Origin of the sequence: Mycobacterium sp. 852014-52450_SCH5900713, assembly GCF_001667075.1 — a bacterium.
GTDB lineage: Bacteria > Actinomycetota > Actinomycetes > Mycobacteriales > Mycobacteriaceae > Mycobacterium.
Genome location: NZ_LZIL01000044.1, coordinates 53,610 through 75,110 on the forward strand (window position 1 = coordinate 53,610; position 21,501 = coordinate 75,110).

The window sequence follows — 21,501 nt, forward strand, 5'->3', positions numbered from 1 at the left end:
CAGGGAACTACGCGGCGTCTTTCAAATGGTGACGACGTTGACGAACAGCGATATTACGACGGCAATCGTGCGGATTTGGCCATAACGCCGTGGATCACTAGGTGACCGGAGATCGGTGTATGCCGAGAGGAAGAAATAGGTCATTACGGGTGCCAGCCAATCGTTCGCGGAAAAGCCTGGCAGCCCGTCGCTGTTGAGTTGTGGCATGTTGGCGGACATTCGCCACAAGAACACCGCGGCCGCGCTCAGGGCGCCGAGGGCGACGACGTCGCTCCAAGCACTCCGCGGCAGCCGCCATGCCGCAGCGGCCAGTGTGAGCACGCCGGTCAGCCCTGCCGTGAGCGCGATGCGTGGCGCGCCGAACCGTTCGGCCGCCCCGGCGAGATAGGTTGCCGTTTCAACGGTTTGGCTCACTTCGAAACCCCCGTCTTTCGCCGCAGCTCCGACTGAAGTTGCGCCATCCCGTCGATCTGGGTCCGCCGACGCCCGCCGGAGTAGGGATCGGCATCGCGACCCATGCGAATCGAGATTCCGGGGTCAATCGTTATCCGGAGCTTCGGTACCCAGGAAATGGAAGCCCTGATCCAGGTGGACTTCCACCTGAGTGCCGTCGGTTTTGGTAACGAGTACCCCGTAATATGCGGCGCCCTCGTTGGTCTCCTTTTCGACCTTCCCGGCTTTGCCCGGTATTGCTTGTACCGCCGCGGCGCGGGCCTGGTCGGCGGCCGGCCCGGTGATCTCCTGGTCGTCCGCGGCGGCGACGCCGATGCCGATGGCCGTTAGGGTGGCGGCGCTGGCCACACCGATACCGATCTTCGTTCTGACCCTCATGGATCCATCCCTTTCCGTCCGTGACCTGGTTGCGAAAGCGACGCTAGCGCCGGCACATGAAGCCAGGATGAAAGTGACCGAATTCGTTCGCGCGGCCGTACTCAATGGTGATCGTTCGGCGGCTGTGTCCCGAGAAGTGCTGCGCGCCAGACGAAGAGCGTGTTCCCCGTAACACGGGGCTAGCCAGTTCCCGCCCGGCCCGCTCTGCCCGCGGTCGGGCGGTCCAGATCGAGGCGCTCCGGCCGGTGACGCAGAGCAGGAGATGGGTGAGGGTTCAGCGACGGAGGTGCACCTCGGCACGGACTTCGATGTATTTGGCATCTTGCCCGCCGGCCATGACAAGGACGATGATCGTGACTGACGGCTAAGGAGGCTCAGATCATGATGCTCAACAGATTCGCCGCCTGGACCGGGCTCATGTCCACACTGCTCGCGTTCGCCGCGCTGCCGATGGCCCTCTTCGCGGCCGGTTCCGGCCACCCGGGCTGGGCGATGGTGGCGGCCGCCGCGTTGCTGTCCTGCGTCGGTCTCGGCGCCGGTGTGGTCGCGGCGGTCGTGCACTACGACCACCGACATCACCGAAGCACCCCCCACCTCTTCTAGCGACTACGCGTCACCGCCCGGATGTGTTCGGGCACAACCACATCTGTTCGCATTCGCGACGGTGTCGATGACCTAACAGTTGATATGGGGAATACATCCGGTGTCGCCATGTGGACCGTCGAAGTCCCGCGTGGGCTGACTCGTTGCGGGCGCTCCCGGACCGTCTTTGGCCGGGGGTGCCGGCGCAACGGTGGAGGTCGGGGTTGCCATCGGTGTGGTGGTGTTGCTGAGCACTTCGCCGCCGCCGAAACCTGCCGCCAAAGTCAGCACCGTCGCACCGCTGAACAGCACGATCGCCTTTCTCGCTCGAGATTTCATCAGAGTCTCCGTTCTCTGTTGCGCGTAACCCTCAGTGTGCGAGCTCATACCCCAAGGGGGTAGGGGCTTAAGTCCTCTGCGCCCACGAGTGTCAAGGGGCACGCCGGATCGAGACCACCCAGGGCGGCCCGCATCAGGGTCTGGCTGGCGGCGAATCGCTTTGATGGGCTTGCAGCCGAGAGAGACCGTCGTGCATTCCGCGGGCGATTTGACCGGGAACATCAGCACTGGGATCCGGTGGCGACGGGCAATGACAGCTCAGGTTGCTGAACGGGCCGGGGTCACCGCTGGTCGCTGGCGCTAGCTCGACCCCGGCGCCGAGGACGACGCTGATGCTGATAAAGAGTCTCGTAATCACCTGGTAATGACTCACTTACAGCCTGAGTCCGCGAATCTGCGGCAAGATTCGGCCGCTTCCATGCCGGCAACCATACCCCCGTAGGGTAATGACGTCAACGTTGTGGCCGCAAGCATCGATAAACCAGTCAAGGCCTCGACGCGGGGTCGAGGCCTTGAACTGAAGGTGACTAATCGTTACACGTGCACGCGGGGTGACCGCAGGTGCAGCCGCCCGCCCGGGTGCAGGCGGAGTCCCCACAGGTGCAACCGGTGGATTTGCAGTGGCAGGTATCTGTCTCGTTCATACCGAGGACTATACCCCCGTAGGGTATCAAACGCAAGAGCATTTTTGCGCGGCCGATGTTATTGAGTTGTGCTGTCGCAGCTGAGGACTCGGGAGCACGGTCAGTGGGGTGTGCCACCGCTCGGCGGGGTATCTCGCTGCCCGAGTGCACCCAGGGTCCGCACCGCTCCCACGGCGAGCACTGTCTGCCGCGAACCCCGAAGCTCCGCCGCGAGGTCGTGTTCGAGCGCCGGAACCTCTAATTCCCGACGGCGCAACCGCCGATCCAGCGCAGCGATGAACAAGCCCTCACCCTCGCGACGGCACCCGAGAACGGCACGTTCGGTCATCACGTCCCGCGTCAGGGCGGCGGCCGGACACGACGCGACAACCTCCAGCGAGGCCCGCATGTCCAGCGTCGTGGTCAACCCGCACGACGGCGAGGCACCGATCCCGACGATGCCGGCCACCGTGATCCCGGAACGCTGGTAGTCGGCAACGTCGCGGGCGACCTGCCGCGCCAAGCGCCGATAGACGAGGCGGGTCCACAGCACGAAGGCATGCAGCAGTGGGCCGCGCAGTGGATACAGCCATCCGCCCTTGGAGTGGTGCAGGTGCAGGCTGTGGGGCTTCAATACCCCGCCCCAGGCCAGCCGCTCCGGGCACGGCAGCTGATGAATTCCGTAACCCGCGTTCATCAGCTCCTCGACCACCTCCGGCACGGCACCAGGTCGGGTGGCGCCGCCGGCGTAACGGGTGTTTTCGTTCAGCAGGCAGTGCGAGACCAGCACAACCCGTCGGCCGCGTTCGTCGTGGAGTTGGTCGAGCAGCAACTGCGGTCGTCTGCCACGCATACCGAGAGCATCGACATCCGCTTGACCGTTCAGTAGGGGCCAAGGTCACCGAAGGGTGGTCCTCTTGGTTCTGGTGGGGCGGCGCGGCCACGGGCAGATTGAGACCACGTTGTACCGACTCAGAGCGGAACCGGTGTGTCAGCGTTTGAGGAAGTGTCCTTCGAGTCCGGCGGGGTGCGGTGCGCGGCCGACCTCTACCGGCCCGCCCAAGCGGGCGACAGGCTCGCCTGTGTGGTGATGGGACACGGCGGCAGCGCCACCAAGCGCCTCGGTCTGCCCGCGTACGCGGAGAAGTTCACCGCGGCGGGCCTTGCGGTGCTGGCGTTCGATTACCGGCATTTCGGAGCCAGCGGCGGCGAGCCTCGGCAAGTCATCGACGTCGCCGAACAACGAGACGACTACCGGGCGGCGGTGCGATACGCACGCGGCCGTGACGACCTCGATCCGCGTCGAATCGGCTTGTGGGGGACGTCCCTCAGCGGTGGTCACGTGCTGGCGGTCGCCGCCACGGATCCCGAAATCACCGCCGTGGTGACGCAGGTCCCGCTGATCGACGGCTGGCACCGCGGCCGCGGGCTGCGCGAGCGGCTCAGCTGGGACGTCACGCGGCGGACGCTGCAATTCACCGTCGCAGCGGTGCGCGACGCTGTTGGCGCGAAGTGGGGCCGGCCGCCGTATCTGGTTCCGGTGGTTGCCGATCCCGGCGAGACCGCGGTGTTCACGGAGCCCGAGGCGAAAGCCGCGTTCGAGGCGCTGGGCGGCGAAGCCGTCGGCTGGCGCAATGCGCTGGCTCCCCGCATGCTGTTCGCGTTGCCGCGTTACCGCAGCGGAACCGCGGAGAAACTGCACATGCCCGTCCTGATGTGCGTGGGGGACCACGACCTGCAAGCGTCGCCCAGGTTCGCCGTACGCATCGCGTCAGCAATGAATAACGTTGAACTGCACCGCTATCCGGTCGGGCACTTCGACGTCTACACGGGCACTCTCTTCGAGGCGATCAGCTCGGTCGAGACGGAGTTTCTGCGCCGCCACCTGACACGGGACCCCTGACGAGGTCAGGACCAGGGCCCAGGGAAATGGCCGTCCTGGTCTTGCACCATCACGATGTCCTTGCAGTCCCCGTTCAAGGCCGCGGCATTCTCACCGCGGCACACCAGCGTCCAGCCCGATATTCGCGTGAAGGGCCGAACGGACCAAGTGGTCGCAATCGGATCGGTGGCGGGCAGGGCGAGCACGGCAAACGTATTGCCGGTGTTGGTGATGTAGAGGTGGTCTTCGAAGAACGCCACCTTGGCAATCGACATCTTCTTCGCGTCGTCCCGCGTCTTCAGATAATCCCACTGCTGGCTGCGCAGGTTCCACACCCCGAAGCCGAACGCGGAGTTGTCCGAATCATGGCCATCGACAAACAATTTCCCGCCGGACAACGTCGCTGATAGCCCGCCACCGGGAATGCGGTCGGAGTCACCGATCTTGATGACGGCTTTGGCGTTCAGGTCATAGAACATCGTCGACAGCACCGGGGGATTGTAAGAATCCCAGTGCGTGATCTGGACCAGTTTGTTTGGGCCATCCGTCAATTCGGCATCCACACTGCGGATGTCGTTGTCCTGATAGATCGCCTCCCCGCTGGGCCGGCGCAGCTCGGCGCCCGACGTCTTGGCGGCGTCGGTGTTGCGTTGAAATGCGAGGACGTCCTGCCAGGCACGCCCGGATTGGGGGTCGCTCCATGGCATCGACAGGTCGGCGCCGGAGAGGAGCACGGTCCGGGGCGGTGACGTGGCGCCGTGCCCGTCGGTGAAGGCGTTGGTCCACGCCACACCCGCCGCGGTCGAGGCGAGCCCCCAGTCCTTCGCCGCGGTGAACTTGAGGTCGGGGGTCGGCGGCTGCAGTTCTTTTGTCGCCAACGGTTGACCCGCCTTGAAGTCGTAGGCGTACGCGGTCGCCTTGGTGACTGCGGGTTGTTGCGCCTGGGCGGGTTTGACGGTCGTGACGATGTAGACGACCCTCATGTCGTCCGCCGTGCCCGTCAGCGCACAGACGGCGCCGGTGAGGTTCTCGCCGGCGGCTAGCGTCGGAACGGCCGGCGCGATGTATTGACCGGTTTTCGGATCGAAGATTTTCGGTCGGATGTCCTCGATCGCGGATTTGCTCGTCGAAAGTCTGTCGGGGCAACCGAAGTACGCCGTTCCGCCATAGCTTTTCCAATCCTTCTCCAGCGGACCCGTTATCGCGGCCGGCGATGGGGCCGCGCTGGTGGCGGTTTTCGACGGAGAAGTCGAGGTGGTCGGGGTCGCCGCGGGCGGGGACGCGGTTTCCGAACAGGACACGGCGGCCAGGCAGATGACCGATGCGACGAGGGCAAGCCCGCATTTGGGCGCAGTTTGCCCCGTGAAAGCCCGCATCGGAAAACCCCCGTTAAGTTCGTGTAACCAACGAGCGTAAGGCGGGCCGGGACTAACCGCGACTTGTGTCAGGCGGTCTTCGTCACACCAGGCCCGCGACCGGCTACCGGTCGAACTCGATGGGCAGGCGCTTCGGTCCGCTGAGGCTCACCATCGGTTTCCACGGGACCGGTCCCGCGGTGCGGGGGTTGAGCAGGCGGCCCGCGATGACGTTGAGCGCCTCGGCGATCTCGCGGCGGGCCAGGTTGGCGCCCAGGCAGTAATGCACGCCGCCGCCGAAGGTCAGGATGGGCGGCGCCCCCTCACGCGTGATGTCGACCCGGTCTGGCTCGTCGTACACCGCCGGGTCGCGGTTGGCCGCGGCCGTGTTCACCAGGACCATCGTGCCGGCGGGAAAGAGGTAGCCGTCCAGCTCGGCGTCCTCGACCACCAGGCGAAGGGTCCCGCACGCGATCGGCGAGTGGCGCATGGTCTCCTCGACCGCGCGCATCGCCAGTTCGGGGTGCTCCTTGAGCAGGCCCCATTGCTCCGGGTGCTCGCAGAGGACGTGTACCGAGGCGGCCACCTGGTTCCGAGTGGTGTCCGTGCCCGCCAGCAGGAGGCCGCCCGCGAGCATCCGCAGCTCGGCGGTGTTCAGCCGGTCGCCTGAAAAAGTAGGGTCCTCGGCGCGAATCAGGTCGGAGAGCAGGTCATCGGTCAAGCTGTGCCGCCGCCGCGCGACCATGTCCTCGACGTAGGCGTCGAGCTGGTGCCAGGCGTTCATGACGACGGGTTCGACCGCGCGCAGGTCGACGCTGAAGCTGAAGGCCTTGAAGACGTCGTCCGCCCACAACGAGAACTGCTGCCAGTCCTCGCGCGGAGCGCCGAGCAATGCGCAGATGATCGGGACGGGGTAGGGGCGGGCGAGGTCGGTGACGACGTCGCAGCTGCCCGCGTCGATGACCGTGTCCACCAGTCCGTTCATCACCTCGACCATGGTGTCGTGCAGCCGCATGGTCGCGCGGGGCGTGAACGCCTTGGACGTCAGGCTGCGCAGCCGATGGTGTGCGTCGCCTTCCAGGCACAGCAGGCTGTTGATCACCTTGTCCCACAAGGGGCCCGACGTGACGCCCTGGACGAGCAGGTTGATCCCCGGCGGGATGTGGAATCGGGCGTCGCGAAGGACGGAGCGGACGAGGTGGTAGGAGAGGACTTCGGGTCCGTGCGGTCCGATGGCGACGGGAGCCTGCCGTTGCGCCGCCTGGAGGCGGGGATAGACGTCGGCGGGGGTTTCTTCGGCGCCATAGGTCAGCGTCGGCAGATCGGCATCGAAAACGCTTGTGGGAGCGGTACCGACGGTCATGACGGTCTCCTCGAGGCCGCGCGAGCGATCCGTTCGCGACAACTTTCACACAATGTATGGCCGTACCGATTGGGTGTCAACGATCTCGCGCCTTCTCGGGCTAACGGGCCATACAAATTAAAAGGCGTGTGTGGCCGTGTGGTTCGACGCCTACCCGTGTCTCATGCCGCGAACCAGTTGGCTGCCGATCAGCCCGGCCGCGAACACCCCGCCGGTGACTCCCGAAATGAGCAGCGGCAGTTGACCATTCGCACCCCAGAGGAAGCCCGCCCACAACCCCGCCACCAGGACGGCCAGTCCGATGCCGCCCTGGAACAAGCCCTGCGCGCTGGCCTGGTGCTCCGGGTCGACCAGCCCCGAAATCCAGGCCTTCCCGACGCCGTCGGTGCACCCGGTGAACAGCCCGTAGGCGCCGATCAGCAGCCACGCCGTCACGATGTCGGTGGTCAGTCCCAGCCCGATGTAGCCGATCGCGAAGAATGCCAGGCCGAGGCCGAACAACGCCGGCCTGCCGATGCGGTCGGCGAGCGATCCGGCCGGGTAGCTGGCCAGGGCATACACCGCGTTGTACCCGACGTATGCCAGGATCACCCCCACCACCGAGAAACCAATCTCGTTCAGCCGCAACAACAGCAGGGCGTCGGGAAAATTCGCCACGCTGAACAGCACGAGGACTGCGGTCACCCGCCAATACGGCCGCGGCAACGAGCGCACGCCGGCCCACATCGATTGCTGCGCTCGCGGGGCGCGACTGCTGCGCTCGCGCACGAGGAAGACGAGCGCCACGGACAGGACGGCGGGCACGATGGCGACATACAGCAACGGCGCGATCCGGTGGTCGAGCAGCTCATAACCCACCAACCCGAGCAGCGGACCAAAGACGGCGCCGAAGGTGTCCATCGCGCGGTGGAAGCCGAAAACCCGGCCGCGCAGGGCGTCGTCCACATCGTCGACCAGCAGCGCGTCCCGCGGCGCACCGCGCACGCCCTTACCGAGCCGGTCGACGACGCGACCCGCGAGCACGCCCGGCCACGCCCCGGCCACCGCGATGATCACCTTGCCCAGCGCCGCCATGCCGTACCCGGTGGCGATCAACGGGCGCCGCGCGAACCTGTCGCCGAGCGGACCCGAGGCGAGCTTTGTCAGCGAGGCGGCGCCCTCGGCCGCGCCCTCGACGGCTCCCACCACCGACGGCGGCGCACCCAGCACCGCGGTCAGGTAGATCGGCAACAGCGGATACAACAGCTCACTGGCCGTGTCCTGCAGAAACGAGACCCCGGAGAGCACCCGGACGTTGCGAGTGAGCCAGCGGGGCCCCACGTCGGGTTCACTCTGTGGCACGAAGCCGGACCATCCGTGTCGTCGACGTCTCGTCCAATTCGACGGCATCGGACCGCGAACGCAGGAAATCGCTGAATGACCGGAATCCCAAGGACCTTTCGCTGAACGACGGGTCCATCCGCTTCATCTGTGCCTTCACTGCCGAATTGTGCAGCCAGTCGACGTCGTCCTTCTCCAGGCCGATCTGCAGCGCACGCGTCAGCAGCGCGGTGGCGGCGGCCTGCGGATCGGGTGGCTCCGGCTCGTCGGGCTGCTCCGGCTTGGCGCGCCCCGCACGCTGCTTGGACGGCTTTGCGTCCGCCTCGGCGCCCGCGGCCTGCGGTTCGAGCGCCGGCACCCCTGGCAGCGAGTCATAGATGACGAACTCGTCGCAGGCCGCCGCCAGCGCCCGGCTCGATGCGCCGGCCACCCCGATGCCCACGACGTAGCGGCCGAGCCTCTTGCAGCGCTGGGCCAGCGGGATGTAGTCGGAGTCACCGGCCACGACCACCACGTGGGTGAGGTCGGGCAGGCGGAACATGTCCTCGACGGTGTCGACGGCCAGCCGGATGTCGGCGCCGTTCTTGCCGTAGGCCGCGGCGGGGAACAACTGCACCAGGTCGACCGCGCGGGCCACCAGCTGCCCGCGGTACCCGGCGTTGATATCCGCCGACCAGTCCGCATAGGCGCGGGTGAGCACCAGGGTCCCGAACGACGACGCGAAGTCTAGAATCGCGCCGACGTCGACGGTGGCCCGGTCCAGCCGCTCGGAATACTGCTCGAGGCCCTTGGCTTTGTCGCGCTGAAACGAGCTTCGGCCGTTGACCTGGTCGTATCGGGAGATCACGATGTTGTCGAAGTCGAGGTAGACGGCCACGCGGGCCGCAACCGGTTCGGTCATGGACTAAATCATTGCTGAGGCGCCGGGCACTGGACGGGCCGGATGCGTTTTCCGTCACGATTCGCCCGATTGCGGCCGTAACCGAGGCGAGAGCGGGTATCCCGGTGCAATGAACGAGTTGAAGTATCTGGAGCTGCACGGCGATCGCGTCGCTTACCGCGACGAAGGCGACGGCGAGGTGCTCCTACTCATCCACGGGATGGCCGGAAGCTCGGAGACGTGGCGATCGGTGATACCGATGCTGTCGAAGAAGTTCCGGGTCATCGCCCCCGACCTGCTCGGCCATGGGGAGTCGGCAAAGCCGCGCACGGACTATTCGCTGGGCGCCTTCGCGGTGTGGCTTCGTGACCTGCTCGACGAACTCGGCGTCAGCCAGGCCAGCCTGGTCGGTCAGTCGCTCGGCGGCGGGGTCGCGATGCAGTTCGTCTACCAGCACCCCGACTACGCCAAGCGGTTGATTCTGATCAGCAGCGGCGGCCTGGGCCCCGACGTCGGCTGGGTGTTGCGGCTGCTCTCGGCGCCCGGCGCGGAGCTGGTGCTGCCGATCATCGCCCCGAAACCCGTCCTCGCCGTCGGCAATCGGCTCAGGTCGTGGTTGCGGGGCGCCGGCATTCAATCGCCGCGCGGCGCCGAGATGTGGAGCGCTTACTCGTCGTTGTCCGACGGCGAGACCCGGCAGTCGTTCCTGCGCACGCTGCGATCGGTGGTCGATTACCGGGGCCAGGCGGTCAGCGCGCTCAGCAGGCTGCGGCTGCGCGAGGACTTGCCGGTCATGGCGATCTGGGGCGAGCGTGACGCCATCATTCCCGTCGATCACGCGTACGCCGCACACGAGGCACGTACCGATGCCAGGCTCGAAATCCTGCCCGACGTCGGCCACTTCGCGCAGGTCGAGACGCCGAACCAGGTGGTGGAGCTGATCGAGGACTTCATCGCGACCGGCGACCGCCGTCAAACGGAGAGCACTCAGCTGCAGAGTTAAGCGTCGCTTCGGTGCGCACTCCGGTCGTAAAATTGCGGTGATGCGCACTGCCCCGCCTACCGCGCTTCCGCCGGGGCCCCGGCTGCCCCGGGCGGTACAGGCCGCGTTGATGCTGCACCGTGGGTCGCACTTCGTCGCCGCCTGCCGCCGTCGTTATGGGAGCGTGTTCACGCTGCGGGTAGCGGGCATGGGCACGCTGGTGTATCTGGCCGACCCGGCAGACATCAAGACGGTGTTTGCCGGTGACCCGCACGTCTTCCATGCCGGCGAAGCGAATTCGATTCTGAGCGGGTTGCTCGGCGATACCTCTCTTCTGGTCGTCGACGAGGACGTCCATCGGGATCGCCGCCGTCTGATGCTGCCGCCGTTCCATCGCGACGCCGTCGCACGCCAGGCAGGACTGATGGCCGAGATCGCGGCGGCGAACATCGCGGGGTGGCCGGTGGGGGAGACCTTCGCGGCCGCGCCCAAGATGTCGGAGATCACCCTCGAGGTGATCCTGCGAACGGTCATCGGCGCCACGGACCCGGCTCGGCTCACCGCGCTGCGTGAAATCATGCCGCAGCTGCTCACCGTGGGTTCGTGGGCGACGCTGGCACTGGCGAAGCCGGAGCTGCAGCGCTACCTCCCATGGCGGGGACTGCGCAGGCGAATGGCCGAAGCCGACCGCCTGCTCTACGCCGAGATCGCCGAGCGCCGCGCCGACCCCGACCTGGCCGGGCGCACCGACGTGCTGGCCATGCTGGTACGCGCCGACGACGGCGGGCGCACGATGTCCGATCGCGAGCTGCGGGACCAGCTGATGACGTTGCTGGTGGCCGGGCACGACACCACCGCCAACGGGTTGTCCTGGGCGCTCGAGCGGTTGACCCGCCACCCGGCCATATTGGCCAAGGCAGTGCTGGCGGCCGAGGCCAGCGCCGCGGGCGATCCGGCCGGCGACGAGTATCTCGACGCGCTGGTGAAGGAGACGTTGCGGATCCGTCCGGTGGTGTTCGACGTGGGGCGGGTGCTCACCCAACCAGCCGACGTCGCCGGCTACCGGCTGCCGGCCGGGGTCATGGTGGCGCCGGGAATCGGGCTGGTGCACACCAGCGCCACGGTGTATCCGGACCCGGACCGGTTCGATCCGGATCGCATGCTGGGCGCCACCCTGACACCGACGACGTGGTTCCCCTTCGGCGGCGGCAACCGCCGCTGTCTGGGCGCCGGCTTCGCCATGGTCGAGATGCGCGTGGTTTTGCGCGAGATTCTGCGCCGGGCCGAGTTGCGCACCACCACCGCGGCCGGCGAACGGCAGAAGCTGAAATTCGTTGTCCTGATACCGCATCGCGGCGCGCGCATCCGGCTCCGTGCGCTCAGGGTCGTCCCCGCCGCGGCGCCGTCGGCGACGGAGACACCGGCGCGGTAGCTATATGCCGTAGTCGGGCAGCTCGAAATCGTCGCGCACGCCGCCCGCGAAAACCGTTGCCAGCGGGGCGAAGTTCATGGTGTGCAGGGCCATGTTGCGCAACCACAGTCAGAGTCGGGTGCGGGTGGCGAAGAACCCGGTGTAGCGGACAGCGCCCGCTTGCTTGTTCGCGATGAAGGGACGCAGGCGCGTCTCGTAGGCGTCGAAGGCGCGGAGGTGGTCGCCTCCGGCGCGCACCAGCTCACCGGCCAGGATGTAGGCCTCGGTGATCGCCAGGCCGGTGCCCTCGCCGCCGAGCAGCGAGATACACCCGGCCGCATCGCCGAGCAGCAACACCCGGCCGCGCGACCAGTTGTTCATCCGGACCTGGCTGACGACGTCGAAGTACAGGTCGTCGACGTCCTCCAGGGTGTCCAGCATGCGGTTGGCTTCCCAGCCGATATCGCCGAACTCGTTGCGTAACTGGTCTTTCGGCGTGGCGCCGCGGTCATCGTGCCCGGCGCGGAAGATGAACATGAACGTGGTGCGGTCACCGCGAAGCGCGAAACGCGCCAGCTGCCGTCCCGGTGCGGCGTAGGTAACGTAGGCCAGCTCGTCGCGCGGCCGGTAGCCGTCGACCACACAGGCCGCGACCTTGCAGCCGAGGTAGTGCTCGAATTGTCGCTCGGGCCCGAAGGCCAGATGGCGCACGTTTGAATGCAGTCCGTCGGCTCCGATCACCAGGTCGAATTCGCGCGTGCCGCCGCTGTTCAGGGAGAGCCGGACGCCGTCGCTGTGCTCGTCGATGGCGGCGATGCTGTCGCCGAAGATCGTTTCGACCCTGCCCTCGATGGTGGTGTAGATCGCGGCGGCCAGATCGCCACGCGGCAGGCTGGTGAGGTCGGCGCCAAGGAGCCGGCGAAAGACGTTCACGTCCACGTCCGCCTTGACCTCGCCGCGCGAACCGACCGAGCGGAGCCGTTCCATGTGATAGCCCGCGGCGCGGATCTGCTCTTCGATGCCCATGCGCTTGGCCACCTGGAAGCCGACGCCCCAGAAGTCGATCATGTAGCCGCCGGTGCGAAAGTGGGGGGCCTGCTCGATCAGCGTCGGCGTGTGGCCGGTCCGATGCAGCCAGTGGGCGAGTGCCGCCCCCGCCACGCCGGCCCCGCTGATGGCGATTCTCATGGTGGGCCCTACGTTTGCACCCATTGCCATGCGGCGTCCAGTCGCTCACGGTCGAACGTTCGCAACTCGCCGCTCATAAGGAACGCCGCGGCGACATTGACGCACCATTGCTCCCACCGTGGTGCGCCGACCACGGCCACCCTGGCAAAGTCGTTGCGGTGCTTGATATCGAAGAGCGTGTTGACCCACGCCGCGCGTAGGGTCCATCCGTCGAAGGGCTCATCGATGAGGAACAGCACCTTCACCTTGCCGAAGCGGTCGATCAGGGTTTGCACCGCGGGGTCGAGCACGTCGCGGTAATCACTCGTTGTCAGTTTGTTCGTGGCGCGCAGCCCCAGCACATCGCCGGCGCTGTCGCGCAAGACGTCGATCATCGGCGGACTCCCAGTCGAGCGTAGGGCGCGAAGAGATCGTCGGCCGCGGCGCCCAAATCGGCTGGGGCGTCGATCGTCACGACGAATGCGTCGTCGTGCTCCTCAGTGCTGAACTGGAGGAAAGGGCAGCACTCCCGCTCGCGGCGAACCAGTTCCCGTGCCTGCGCAGCGGCGGCCGGCCGGTACCGGAGCCGGATGCGATGATCGTCGCGCTGGTAGCTGTCCAGCGCCGTCGCGTTGAGCTGTTCGATCCACGCGGTCCGAGCCGCGTGATCGGACGCCGTCAGAGTGCAGGCAACGTATTTTTCGGTCATTGCTCAAGGATCCGACTTCAAGTGGGTTGAGGGTCAAGACCGCACGCGGGACGATGGGCAGATGGCTCTCAAAATTGGCGAGCTTGCCGGCGCAACCGGTACGACCGCGCCGACAATCCGCTACTACGAAGGGATCGGCCTGCTGCCCAGCCCGCGGCGGGTCGGCGGTCAGCGGCGCTATGACGACGACGACGTGCGGCGGGTGACGTTCATTCGACGCTGTCGCGACCTGGATTTCCGGGTCGAGCAGGTTCGCAGTCTGGTCGAACTCACGCACGATGCCGACCGTTCCTGCCTCGAGGCCCGTGACATTGCTGAGTTCCATCTCACCGCGGTGCGGGCAAAGCTCGCGGACTTGCAGACGCTCGAAAGCCGCATCGCCGAGTTGATCGCTAGTTCGGACGTCGACTGTCGTGGCGGCCCCGTCGCGGAATGTGTCGTGCTCGAGGGGCTCTGCCGACCCTGAGAGGCGCCGGGGTTACCTCCGCGGGTCTTCGATGATCTTCTTCAGGTAGCGCAGTTCCGTTCGCGTGTGTTCACGATCCTTCTCGACACCGTTGAGCAGGTGGGTGAACGCGAAGGCCGCGACGCGTCCCAACAAGTGATGTGGGAACGTGGCCCACACGTGCGCGCTGACCCGGGTGCTCGACCCGTCGCCCGGCTCGACGCGCCAGGTCACACCCTCTCCCACCCGCAGCGGGACCCCGAACCAGCGATAGCGCGCGTCGGCTTCCCAGGTGACGGCCGTGCCGGGATCCACGGCGGTGATCGTCCCCTCGGCCACCCCGGGTATCCCGCCGATCTTTTCCTCGATCCGCAGCCGGGCGCCGACCTGTGTCGGTGGCAGTGAGTCGAGACGCTCCAGGCTCTCGTGCTCGCCGTTGGAAGCCAGCCACCAGCGGTCGATGTCGCTGAGCACGCTCCACACCTGCGCGTGTGGTGCCGCTATCAAGATCGATTCGCTGAACTCGAACACCTTGAACACATCCTTTCTCTGCTCTGTTTCTCTGGTCTCGGTCTTTATCACTCTAGTACATTCATGCGCATATATGAATGCGTTAGCCGCATGCTCGCGGCTCGGACGAACGCCGGCCTAGTGGGCGACCGGGGTACGCGCGCCCCGGTAGTCGACCCGCCAGTGCTTGATGCCGTTGATGAACGACGACCGCAGTCGCTCGGGATTCGCGAGCGGAGTCAGGCCGGGCAGGTGATCGGCGAGGGCGTTGAACATCAGGTCGATCGTCATGCGCGCCAGGTTTGCGCCGATGCAGTAGTGCGCTCCGGTGCCGCCGAATCCGACGTGCGGGTTCGGGCTGCGCAAGACGTTGAAGGCGTAGGGGTCGTCGAAGACTTCTTCATCGAAATTGGCCGACCGGTAGAACAGCACCACGCGCTGGCCCTTGCCGATCCGGACACCACCGAGCTCGGTGTCCTGGCACGCGGTGCGCTGAAAGGCCGTGATCGGTGTGGCCCAACGGATTATCTCGTCGGCGGCCGTCTTGGGCCGGTGCGCCTTGAACAACTCCCACTGTTCCGGATAGTCCGTGAAGGCCATCATTCCCTGCGTGATGGAGTTGCGGGTGGTCTCGTTCCCGGCGACGGCCAGGGTGACCACGAACATGCCGAATTCCGCCTCGGACAGGTGCTGACCTTCGGCATCGGCCTGTATCAGCGTGGTGACAATGTCGTCACCGGGATCTTCGCGCTTGCGTGCGGCCAATTGCATTGCATACCACATCAATTCGCCCGCGGAGGTCAACGCGTCGTTTCCGGCGAACTCCGGATCGTCGCTGCCGATCATGTTGTTGGTCCAGTCGAACAGCTTGTCGTAATCCTCCTGCGGAACCCCGAGTAGCCCGGAAATGGCCTGCAGCGGCAACTCGCAGGCAACCTGACGGACGAAGTCGCCCGACCCGGCCGCCGCGGCATCGATCACGATGCGCCGCGCCCGCTCCGACAATTCGGCGCGCAGCCGCTCGACCGCGCGGGGCGTGAAGGCCCGCGAGACGATCTTGCGCAACCGGCTGTGCTCGGGGTCGTCCATCATGATCATCGACGCCCGGCCCGCCTCGATCTGGCCGGCCGCCAAGTCGTCCCGGTAGCGCGGGACGATCGACTTGGTCGCTGAGGAGAAGACTTCGCTGCGCAGCGAGACGTCGCGGATGTCGCGGTGCTTGGTCACCACCCAGTAGCCCCCGTCGCCGAACCCGCCGGCGTCGGGTGCCTGCTCGTTCCACCAGATCGGCTCCGTCGCGCGCAGTTCGGCGAACTCCCGCACCGGCAGCCGGTGGGCATAGATATCGGGGTCGGTGAAATCGAAGCCCGGCGGGAGGTTCGGTGTGGCCATCGGACTTCTCCTAAGGACGTGCCTATTGGGATCGGTAGCAAACCCGACATGCCTTACTGCCAGCACCATAAAGCCGAGCCTTGAAGAAAAGAAGCCTTCATGAAAATCATTGCGATCGTGGCGGCCGGCCTCGCCGCCGGCGCGGTGGCGGCGGCCGGTTGCGCGCAGGCGGAGATCGCCGCGGCACCAGTGCCGAGCCACTTCTACCCGTTGGCACCGGGCGGGCAGCCCGATCCCGAAGCCGATGTCGAAGAGCTGCAGCGGCAGGTGTCCGAACTGCACGACAACTGGGACAACCTCACCCCGCCGCAACGACAGCAACGGCTGACGCAGCTGCAGCAACAGGCCACGACGGTGTCCAACGAGGTGCAAAACCTCCCGCCGGCGCAGCGGCCCGGGGTGGAAATGCGGCTGTTGCAAACCATGTTCGCGTTGTTCGACCTGGTGCGAAAGGCCCAAGGGCCCAATCAGCCCTGCTACTTTCCCGCGTGCCTGCCCGGCCTCTGATCTCCCTCAGCCCCGAATCGGGCTGGGTGCCTTGGCCGTTTCGCGCCCGCCCAGGTTGGTCGCCGCGGTCACGACGGCTCGCTCGATCTGACGCAACGCGTGCACCGCGGTGAGGAATCGCCGGGTATCTGGCCCCGGTTGGCCCGATGATCCCGCCTCGCCGTCTCGCTGCCGGGCCAGCGTTTCGGCGGCGTCGAGGTCGTCGGCGGCCGAGACGATGGTCGGCGCGCGGCCGCTGCCGATCGCGGCTGCCAGCGCGTCGATGTTGCGCCGCGTCTGGGCCGCGGCGGCCGAGAAGGTGTCGGCAAGGGGCTGCGACGCCACCGGGTCCTGGTACTGCTCGCTGCTGCGCGCGAGGCTGCGGCCGTACCGGTCGCAGGCCGCGAAGATGCGCAACGCCCGGCGAATGCTGCGCCGGCCCGCGAGGCCGGCGACCCCCGCCAGCAGCGGCTTGGCGGTGACGCGGAACTGCTGCAGGTCCCGGTCGAGCTGGCGTGCCTGCTCCGACGGGCTGACGCTCTCGTCCTCACCGAACATGGTCGCGGCGGACACCTCGATCAGGGCCGACAGGCTAGCCAGAAAGGTGCGGGTGTCGTCACGGATCGCGGCCCTGGTGTGCGTGGGCAGCACGACGATGGCCACGGTCACTCCGATGACCGCACCGAGCGCGGTCTCTTCGATCCGCAACATCAGTACGCCGAACGAGAATTGGCCGAGCAAGCCGTACAGCAACGCCAGCATCGTGGTGATCCAGAAGGTCATCAAGCTGTAGGTGACCGTCATGAAATAGAAGGCGCAGAACAGGCACACGAAGATACCGGCGAGCGCGGCCGTTCTGTCGCCGGCCAGCAACGTGGCCACCAGCACACCGCAGGGCACGCCGAGCAAGGTGCCGAGCAGGCGTTGCCAGCCTTTCGTCAGGGTTTCGCCCCACGAGTTGGTGCCGGCGAAGATGACGAACGCGGCGATCACCGCCCAATACCAGCGCGCCGGCGAGACCAATTCGCCGGCGACGATCGCCAGCGACGCGGCGACGGCGACCTGGATGGCCTGCCGCGTGGTCGGTAACAGGCCCGCCGGCTGCGACGGTTCGGCGGCCTCGTCCGGGGGCGCGTCGCCGGCGGCCGGCGGCCGCTCGCTACCCCCGGTTTCCACGCCGCCGGTACCCCCGGCGGCCGCGCGGTCGACGATGGTCCGCACGTCGGAAGTCGCTGTCGCGGCGTTGATTACAGCCAGGGCGAGGCGGCGCACGGCGGTGCTGCCCGGGTCGGCGTCGGCGGGGCCGCACTGCTCGTTCAGCAGCCGCTGCGCTTGGGCGGCGGCCTGTCGAAGGCCGCCCGGTTCGGGGAGGCGGATGGCGCGCGCGAGCCGCGCGAGCGCGTCGACGAGCTCGGCCCGCGTTTGGCTTGGGATGGCGTCCGGGTTCTCCGCGGTCAGCGCCGCCGCCCGGCGCCCGGCCGTGGCCACCCATTCGATGGCGAGCTCGGCGTCCAGCAGCCACGGCGCCAACTGTTCGGCGGTGACACCCGGCCACAGCATGGCGGGGTCGGCCTTGTCCTCGATCTGGCTCTGCACCATCAGGGCGGTCTCGTTGAGCCGGAGGGTGCGCGCACGCATGCGACGCCGGCGCCGATCGTCGAGGCGGCCGGTACGCACGGCTTCGGCCGTGGTGTCGACCACGATCGCCATCCGGGCCCGCAGCGCCCGGACGGTGTCCCGCAGCACGCGCTCCGGTCGATCGGGCATGACGTAGGTGGTCATCACGAATGTGCAGACCGTGCCCACCGCGACCGCCCCGATCATCCACGGCAGCTCCGAGATGCGCGCTCGCAGATACAAGGTGAAGAAGTAGGACATGAATGCGACCATGCCCAGCGCCCGGCCGCGCGCCCCGAAGCGGCGAATGTACGCGGCGGTGAACACCACCATCACGAACACCACGTCGCTGACCACCTGGTGGGACGCGAGCACCGCGGCGGCCGTGATGGAGACCGCCGCGGGCAGGGGCAGCAGGGCCATGGTGATCCGCTGCTGGTGCGGGTCCGGCTCGCTGACGGACCGCGACGCGACCATCGTGATGACGACGCCCAACAAGGCGACGGTCAGCGGCTGTCCCGTCGCCCGGGTCAGGACGTACAGCGCCAGCAGCGAACAGCCGAGCGCGGCGGTCGTCCGCGTCGCCATCCGCAGCCGGAGCAGACCGGGATCGGAGCCGATCACCCAGTTGCCGGCTTGTTCGTAGAAAACGCTGATCGCCGTGCCCCCCTTCTCGCCTGTTGAACGCATCATGGTTACCCGAACTTCGGCACAAGCTAGTCTTCGACATCGTGACAGCGCCGACGCGGGCGAAGCTGGCCGATGGCCGTGACCTGCTGTTCTTCGCGCTGCCGGGGCACCGTCCGGCGCCGGTCGAAGACCGTAGGCCGCTGCCGGCGCGCGACGGGCAGCAGACCGAGTTGCGGTTCGACCAGACGATGGGGCAGTGGGTGATCGTCGCGGCGCTACGCCAAGACCGCACCTACAAGCCGCCCCCCGACCAGTGCCCGCTGTGCCCCGGTCCGACGGGGCTGACCAGCGAGGTGCCCGCCCCGGACTACGACGTCGTCGTCTTCGAAAACCGGTTCCCCAGCCTGTCCGGCACCGGACCGGCCCTCGCGCCCGCCGGTGACGGCTTCGTGTCCGCCCCGGGGCAGGGCCGCTGCGAGGTGATCTGCTTTTCCAGCGACCACACCGGCTCGTTCGCGGGGCTCGAACCCGCGCACGCCCGGCTGGTCCTCGACGCGTGGCGGCACCGCACCGGCGACCTGATGGCCACGCCGGGCATCGAGCAGGTGTTCTGCTTCGAGAACCGCGGCGAGGAGATCGGGGTGACGTTGACGCACCCGCACGGTCAAATCTACGGCTATCCCTATCTCACGCCGCGGACCGCCGCGATGCTGGAACAGGCGCGCCGGCATCGAATGCACCACGGCACCAATCTCTTTGCCGACCTACTGGCCGGCGAGGTCGCGGACGGCAGCCGAATCGTCGCGCGCGACGACCTGTTCACCGCGTTCGTGCCGTTCGCCGCGCGCTGGCCGGTCGAGGTGCACATCTATCCGAACAGGTTCGTGCGCAACATCATCGAGCTCGACGAGGACGAGCTGGACGGGTTCGCGCGGGTCTACCTCGATGTGCTGAGGCGATTCGACCGGATGTATTCCTCCCCGCTGCCCTATATTTCGGCGTTGCACCAGTACTCCGACACCGACGCGCAGGCCGACGGGTACTTCCATGTCGAGTTGATGTCGATCCGGCGCAGCGCCACCAAGCTCAAGTACCTGGCGGGCTCCGAGTCGGGTATGGACGCGTTCATCAGCGATGTGACGCCCGAGAGCGTGGCCCAGCGCCTGCGGGAGCTCGCGTGACCGTCCGGTACTCCGCGCCCGGGCGGATCAACCTGATCGGGGAGCACACCGACTACAACCTGGGGTTCGCGCTGCCGATCGCATTGCCGCAACGCACGGTGGTGACGTTCACGCCCGACCGCGGCGATGCGATCACGGTGGCCAGCGACCGCGCGGACGGGCGGGTGCGCATTCCGCTGGACACCGCTCCCGGCGGCGTGACCGGCTGGGCCGCCTACGTGGCCGGCGTGATGTGGGCGCTGCATCAGGCCGGTCACCCGGTGACCGGCGGCGCGATGCGGATCACCAGCGACGTGGCGATGGGCGCGGGGTTGTCGTCGTCGGCGGCGCTGGAGTGTGCTGCGCTGGGCGCCATCGCGGCGGGCGCCGGGGTGCGCATCGACCCGAAGGAGCAGGCGCGGCTCGCCCAGCGCGCCGAGAACGACTACGTCGGCGCCCCGACGGGTTTGCTCGACCAGCTGGCCTCGCTGTACGGCCGGCCGGTGACCGCGCTGCTGATCGATTTCCGCGATGTCACGGTCGCGCCGGTGGCCTTCGACCCGGACGCCGCCGGCGTCGCGCTGCTGGTGATCGACTCCCGCGCCCCCCACAGTCACGCCGACGGCGACTATGCCGCGCGCCGCGCGTCGTGCGAGCGGGCGGCCGCGGATCTCGGGGTGGCGTCGCTGCGCGAGATCCAGGACCGCGGTCCGTCCCTCGCCGCCGCGGTGCGCGATCCGGTCGACGCCCGCCGGGCCCGCCACGTGCTGAGCGAGAATCAGCGTGTGCTCGATTGTGTTGCGGCGCTCAATGTTTCGGACTTCGCCGAGGTGGGACGAATCTTCAGCGCCTCGCACGCGTCCATGCGTGATGATTTCGAGATCACCACCGAACACATCGATCTGATCGCTGACACCGCGGTGCGGGCGGGCGCCCTCGGCGCGCGGATGACGGGCGGGGGGTTCGGCGGCTGTGTGATCGCGCTGGTGCCGACCGACCGCACCGGCGCGATCGATGAGGCGGTGCGACGCGCGGTGGGCGACGCCGGTTTCGAGCAACCGGTCATCGCCCGAACCCGTGCCGCCGCCGGCGCGGGGCCGGGTGGGTAACCGAGCCGACCGGCGACGTCGAAGTCACGGCCCCTGCTCACCGCGCATCTGCGGGCGGCCGGCTCCGAGTAACGGCTATTCGGCCGGAGTCAGGCGCACCGCTCCCAGGTGCATGCGGTCGACCGCCTCGGCGAACTCCTCGCGCGTCGGTATGCGTTGATCGCGAAACTTCAGCCCGATCATCCGCTGGGCGCGCCGAACGCCGTAGGACTCGGCGCAGCGCAGGAAGAGATCGCAGACCACGGCGCGGTCACGGATGAGCTCGCCGCGCATCGCGGTCTGCTTCCCGTCGTAGACGACCCGCGCGGGCGCGCCGCCGCGGAAATTCTGTTTCCACGGGGCGCCCGTCAGCGCGTACAGCTGATTGTCAATCATGTGGGCGCTCACCGGAAGTGAGAACGGCCGGCCCGTTTTTCGCCCGGTGAAGTTCAGCACCATGAGCTCCTTGCGGGCGGCGCCGGCGAGCGGGGTGCGCAGCAAGAAGCCCAGCATCGGGTTGACGATGCGCAGTAGCGCCGACGGTGGGTGCCCGGCGTCTATCGCATGGGACTGCTCTGGCATGCGCTTACCGTAAAGCCAATGGGGTTCCGTGGCCTAGCGATGGGGTGGCGGGGGGGGGGGGGGGGGGGGGCGGGGCCGCCCCCCGGCCCCCCCGGCGGGGGGGGGGGGGGGGGGGGGGGGGGGGGGGGGGGGGGGGGGGGGGGGGGG

22 protein-coding genes and 1 pseudogene are annotated in these 21,501 nt (G+C 67.6%); 8 read left to right on the top strand and 15 right to left on the bottom strand.

All coding sequences use genetic code 11. The features are described from left to right. Nucleotides 1-21 precede the first annotated feature (21 nt). Together A5773_RS12990 and A5773_RS12995 are read right to left on the bottom strand one after the other, a co-directional pair. A complete protein-coding gene (locus A5773_RS12990; protein WP_066956613.1) occupies nt 22-414 on the bottom strand; it encodes a hypothetical protein in 393 nt (130 codons plus the stop codon). Between the two features lie 123 nt (nt 415-537). Continuing rightward, complete coding sequence (locus tag A5773_RS12995) at nt 538-831, bottom strand: PepSY domain-containing protein (protein WP_066956615.1); 294 nt, start codon at nt 829-831, stop codon at nt 538-540. Nucleotides 832-1,212: 381 nt separating this feature from the next. Between A5773_RS12995 and A5773_RS13000 the strand changes: the two genes are divergently transcribed. Then, nucleotides 1,213-1,434 (top strand): hypothetical protein, encoded by a 222-nt coding sequence (locus A5773_RS13000; protein WP_066956618.1) that lies wholly within the window; start codon nt 1,213-1,215, stop codon nt 1,432-1,434. A 72-nt stretch (nt 1,435-1,506) separates the two neighbouring features. Here A5773_RS13000 and A5773_RS26040 read toward each other — a convergent pair whose 3' ends face one another. Further along, nucleotides 1,507-1,752 (bottom strand): hypothetical protein, encoded by a 246-nt coding sequence (locus A5773_RS26040; protein ID WP_156659714.1) that lies wholly within the window; start codon nt 1,750-1,752, stop codon nt 1,507-1,509. A gap of 744 nt (nt 1,753-2,496) precedes the next feature. Next, entirely contained in the window at nt 2,497-3,228 is a 732-nt protein-coding gene (locus A5773_RS13005) for a 2-thiouracil desulfurase family protein (protein WP_082948218.1), read from the bottom strand. A gap of 135 nt (nt 3,229-3,363) precedes the next feature. Here A5773_RS13005 and A5773_RS13010 point away from each other — a divergent pair, with 135 nt between their 5' ends. After that, nucleotides 3,364-4,278 (top strand): alpha/beta hydrolase, encoded by a 915-nt coding sequence (locus A5773_RS13010; protein ID WP_066956626.1) that lies wholly within the window; start codon nt 3,364-3,366, stop codon nt 4,276-4,278. A gap of 5 nt (nt 4,279-4,283) precedes the next feature. Here A5773_RS13010 and A5773_RS13015 read toward each other — a convergent pair whose 3' ends face one another. The 4 genes from A5773_RS13015 to A5773_RS13030 all read right to left on the bottom strand — a co-directional run bounded on the left by A5773_RS13015 (nt 4,284) and on the right by A5773_RS13030 (nt 9,196). Then, nucleotides 4,284-5,633, bottom strand: a complete 1,350-nt coding sequence (locus A5773_RS13015; protein ID WP_067791200.1) for a hypothetical protein — start codon at nt 5,631-5,633, stop codon at nt 4,284-4,286. A 103-nt stretch (nt 5,634-5,736) separates the two neighbouring features. Beyond that, nucleotides 5,737-6,975, bottom strand: a complete 1,239-nt coding sequence (locus A5773_RS13020; protein WP_066956694.1) for a cytochrome P450 — start codon at nt 6,973-6,975, stop codon at nt 5,737-5,739. A gap of 150 nt (nt 6,976-7,125) precedes the next feature. Further along, nucleotides 7,126-8,316, bottom strand: coding sequence for an MFS transporter (locus A5773_RS13025; protein ID WP_082948219.1), 1,191 nt, complete (start codon nt 8,314-8,316; stop codon nt 7,126-7,128). Next, the gene (locus tag A5773_RS13030) at nt 8,303-9,196 is read right to left on the bottom strand and encodes an NYN domain-containing protein (RefSeq protein WP_066956632.1); all 894 of its coding nucleotides are present in this window, start codon (nt 9,194-9,196) and stop codon (nt 8,303-8,305) included. Before A5773_RS13030 ends, A5773_RS13025 begins: the two co-directional genes overlap by 14 nt. A gap of 109 nt (nt 9,197-9,305) precedes the next feature. Between A5773_RS13030 and A5773_RS13035 the strand changes: the two genes are divergently transcribed. Then, nucleotides 9,306-10,178 carry an alpha/beta fold hydrolase gene (locus tag A5773_RS13035; RefSeq protein ID WP_066956635.1) on the top strand — a complete coding sequence of 291 codons (873 nt, stop codon included), beginning with the start codon at nt 9,306-9,308 and terminating at the stop codon, nt 10,176-10,178. Nucleotides 10,179-10,218: 40 nt separating this feature from the next. Beyond that, nucleotides 10,219-11,589 carry a cytochrome P450 gene (locus tag A5773_RS13040; protein ID WP_156659716.1) on the top strand — a complete coding sequence of 457 codons (1,371 nt, stop codon included), beginning with the start codon at nt 10,219-10,221 and terminating at the stop codon, nt 11,587-11,589. On the opposite strand, the pseudogene A5773_RS13045 reads toward A5773_RS13040, so the two are convergent. From A5773_RS13045 to A5773_RS13055, 3 genes and pseudogenes are all read right to left on the bottom strand, one after another. Then, nucleotides 11,590-12,756 (bottom strand): annotated as a pseudogene (locus A5773_RS13045) (FAD-binding domain). Nucleotides 12,757-12,764: 8 nt separating this feature from the next. After that, nucleotides 12,765-13,130, bottom strand: a complete 366-nt coding sequence (locus A5773_RS13050; RefSeq protein ID WP_067791202.1) for an STAS/SEC14 domain-containing protein — start codon at nt 13,128-13,130, stop codon at nt 12,765-12,767. Continuing rightward, complete coding sequence (locus A5773_RS13055) at nt 13,127-13,444, bottom strand: hypothetical protein (protein WP_067791207.1); 318 nt, start codon at nt 13,442-13,444, stop codon at nt 13,127-13,129. The genes A5773_RS13050 and A5773_RS13055 overlap by 4 nt, the downstream gene beginning before the upstream one ends. Nucleotides 13,445-13,505: 61 nt before the next feature. Here A5773_RS13055 and A5773_RS13060 point away from each other — a divergent pair, with 61 nt between their 5' ends. Then, nucleotides 13,506-13,910: a MerR family transcriptional regulator gene (locus A5773_RS13060; RefSeq protein WP_067791209.1), complete on the top strand. Its 405-nt coding sequence runs from the start codon at nt 13,506-13,508 to the stop codon at nt 13,908-13,910. Between the two features lie 12 nt (nt 13,911-13,922). On the opposite strand, the gene A5773_RS13065 is transcribed toward A5773_RS13060, so the two are convergent. Next, the gene (locus A5773_RS13065) at nt 13,923-14,420 is read right to left on the bottom strand and encodes an SRPBCC family protein (protein ID WP_197507878.1); all 498 of its coding nucleotides are present in this window, start codon (nt 14,418-14,420) and stop codon (nt 13,923-13,925) included. Nucleotides 14,421-14,537: 117 nt separating this feature from the next. Next, on the bottom strand, nt 14,538-15,791 hold the full coding sequence (locus A5773_RS13070) for a cytochrome P450 (RefSeq protein ID WP_067791213.1): 1,254 nt from the start codon (nt 15,789-15,791) through the stop codon (nt 14,538-14,540). 99 nt (nt 15,792-15,890) lie between these two features. Here A5773_RS13070 and A5773_RS13075 point away from each other — a divergent pair, with 99 nt between their 5' ends. Further along, nucleotides 15,891-16,298, top strand: a complete 408-nt coding sequence (locus A5773_RS13075) for a hypothetical protein (RefSeq protein WP_067791215.1) — start codon at nt 15,891-15,893, stop codon at nt 16,296-16,298. Between the two features lie 6 nt (nt 16,299-16,304). Here the strand turns inward: A5773_RS13075 and A5773_RS13080 are convergent, their stop codons facing one another. Beyond that, nucleotides 16,305-18,518 (bottom strand): FUSC family protein, encoded by a 2,214-nt coding sequence (locus A5773_RS13080; protein ID WP_067791221.1) that lies wholly within the window; start codon nt 18,516-18,518, stop codon nt 16,305-16,307. Between the two features lie 107 nt (nt 18,519-18,625). Here A5773_RS13080 and galT point away from each other — a divergent pair, with 107 nt between their 5' ends. Further along, nucleotides 18,626-19,705 (top strand): galactose-1-phosphate uridylyltransferase, encoded by a 1,080-nt coding sequence (gene galT / locus A5773_RS13085; RefSeq protein WP_197505464.1) that lies wholly within the window; start codon nt 18,626-18,628, stop codon nt 19,703-19,705. Continuing rightward, nucleotides 19,702-20,793 (top strand): galactokinase, encoded by a 1,092-nt coding sequence (locus A5773_RS13090; protein WP_067791217.1) that lies wholly within the window; start codon nt 19,702-19,704, stop codon nt 20,791-20,793. The genes galT and A5773_RS13090 overlap by 4 nt, the downstream gene beginning before the upstream one ends. 75 nt (nt 20,794-20,868) lie before the next feature. Here A5773_RS13090 and A5773_RS13095 read toward each other — a convergent pair whose 3' ends face one another. Further along, the gene (locus A5773_RS13095; RefSeq protein ID WP_066956652.1) at nt 20,869-21,354 is read right to left on the bottom strand and encodes a hypothetical protein; all 486 of its coding nucleotides are present in this window, start codon (nt 21,352-21,354) and stop codon (nt 20,869-20,871) included. Nucleotides 21,355-21,501 lie beyond the last annotated feature (147 nt).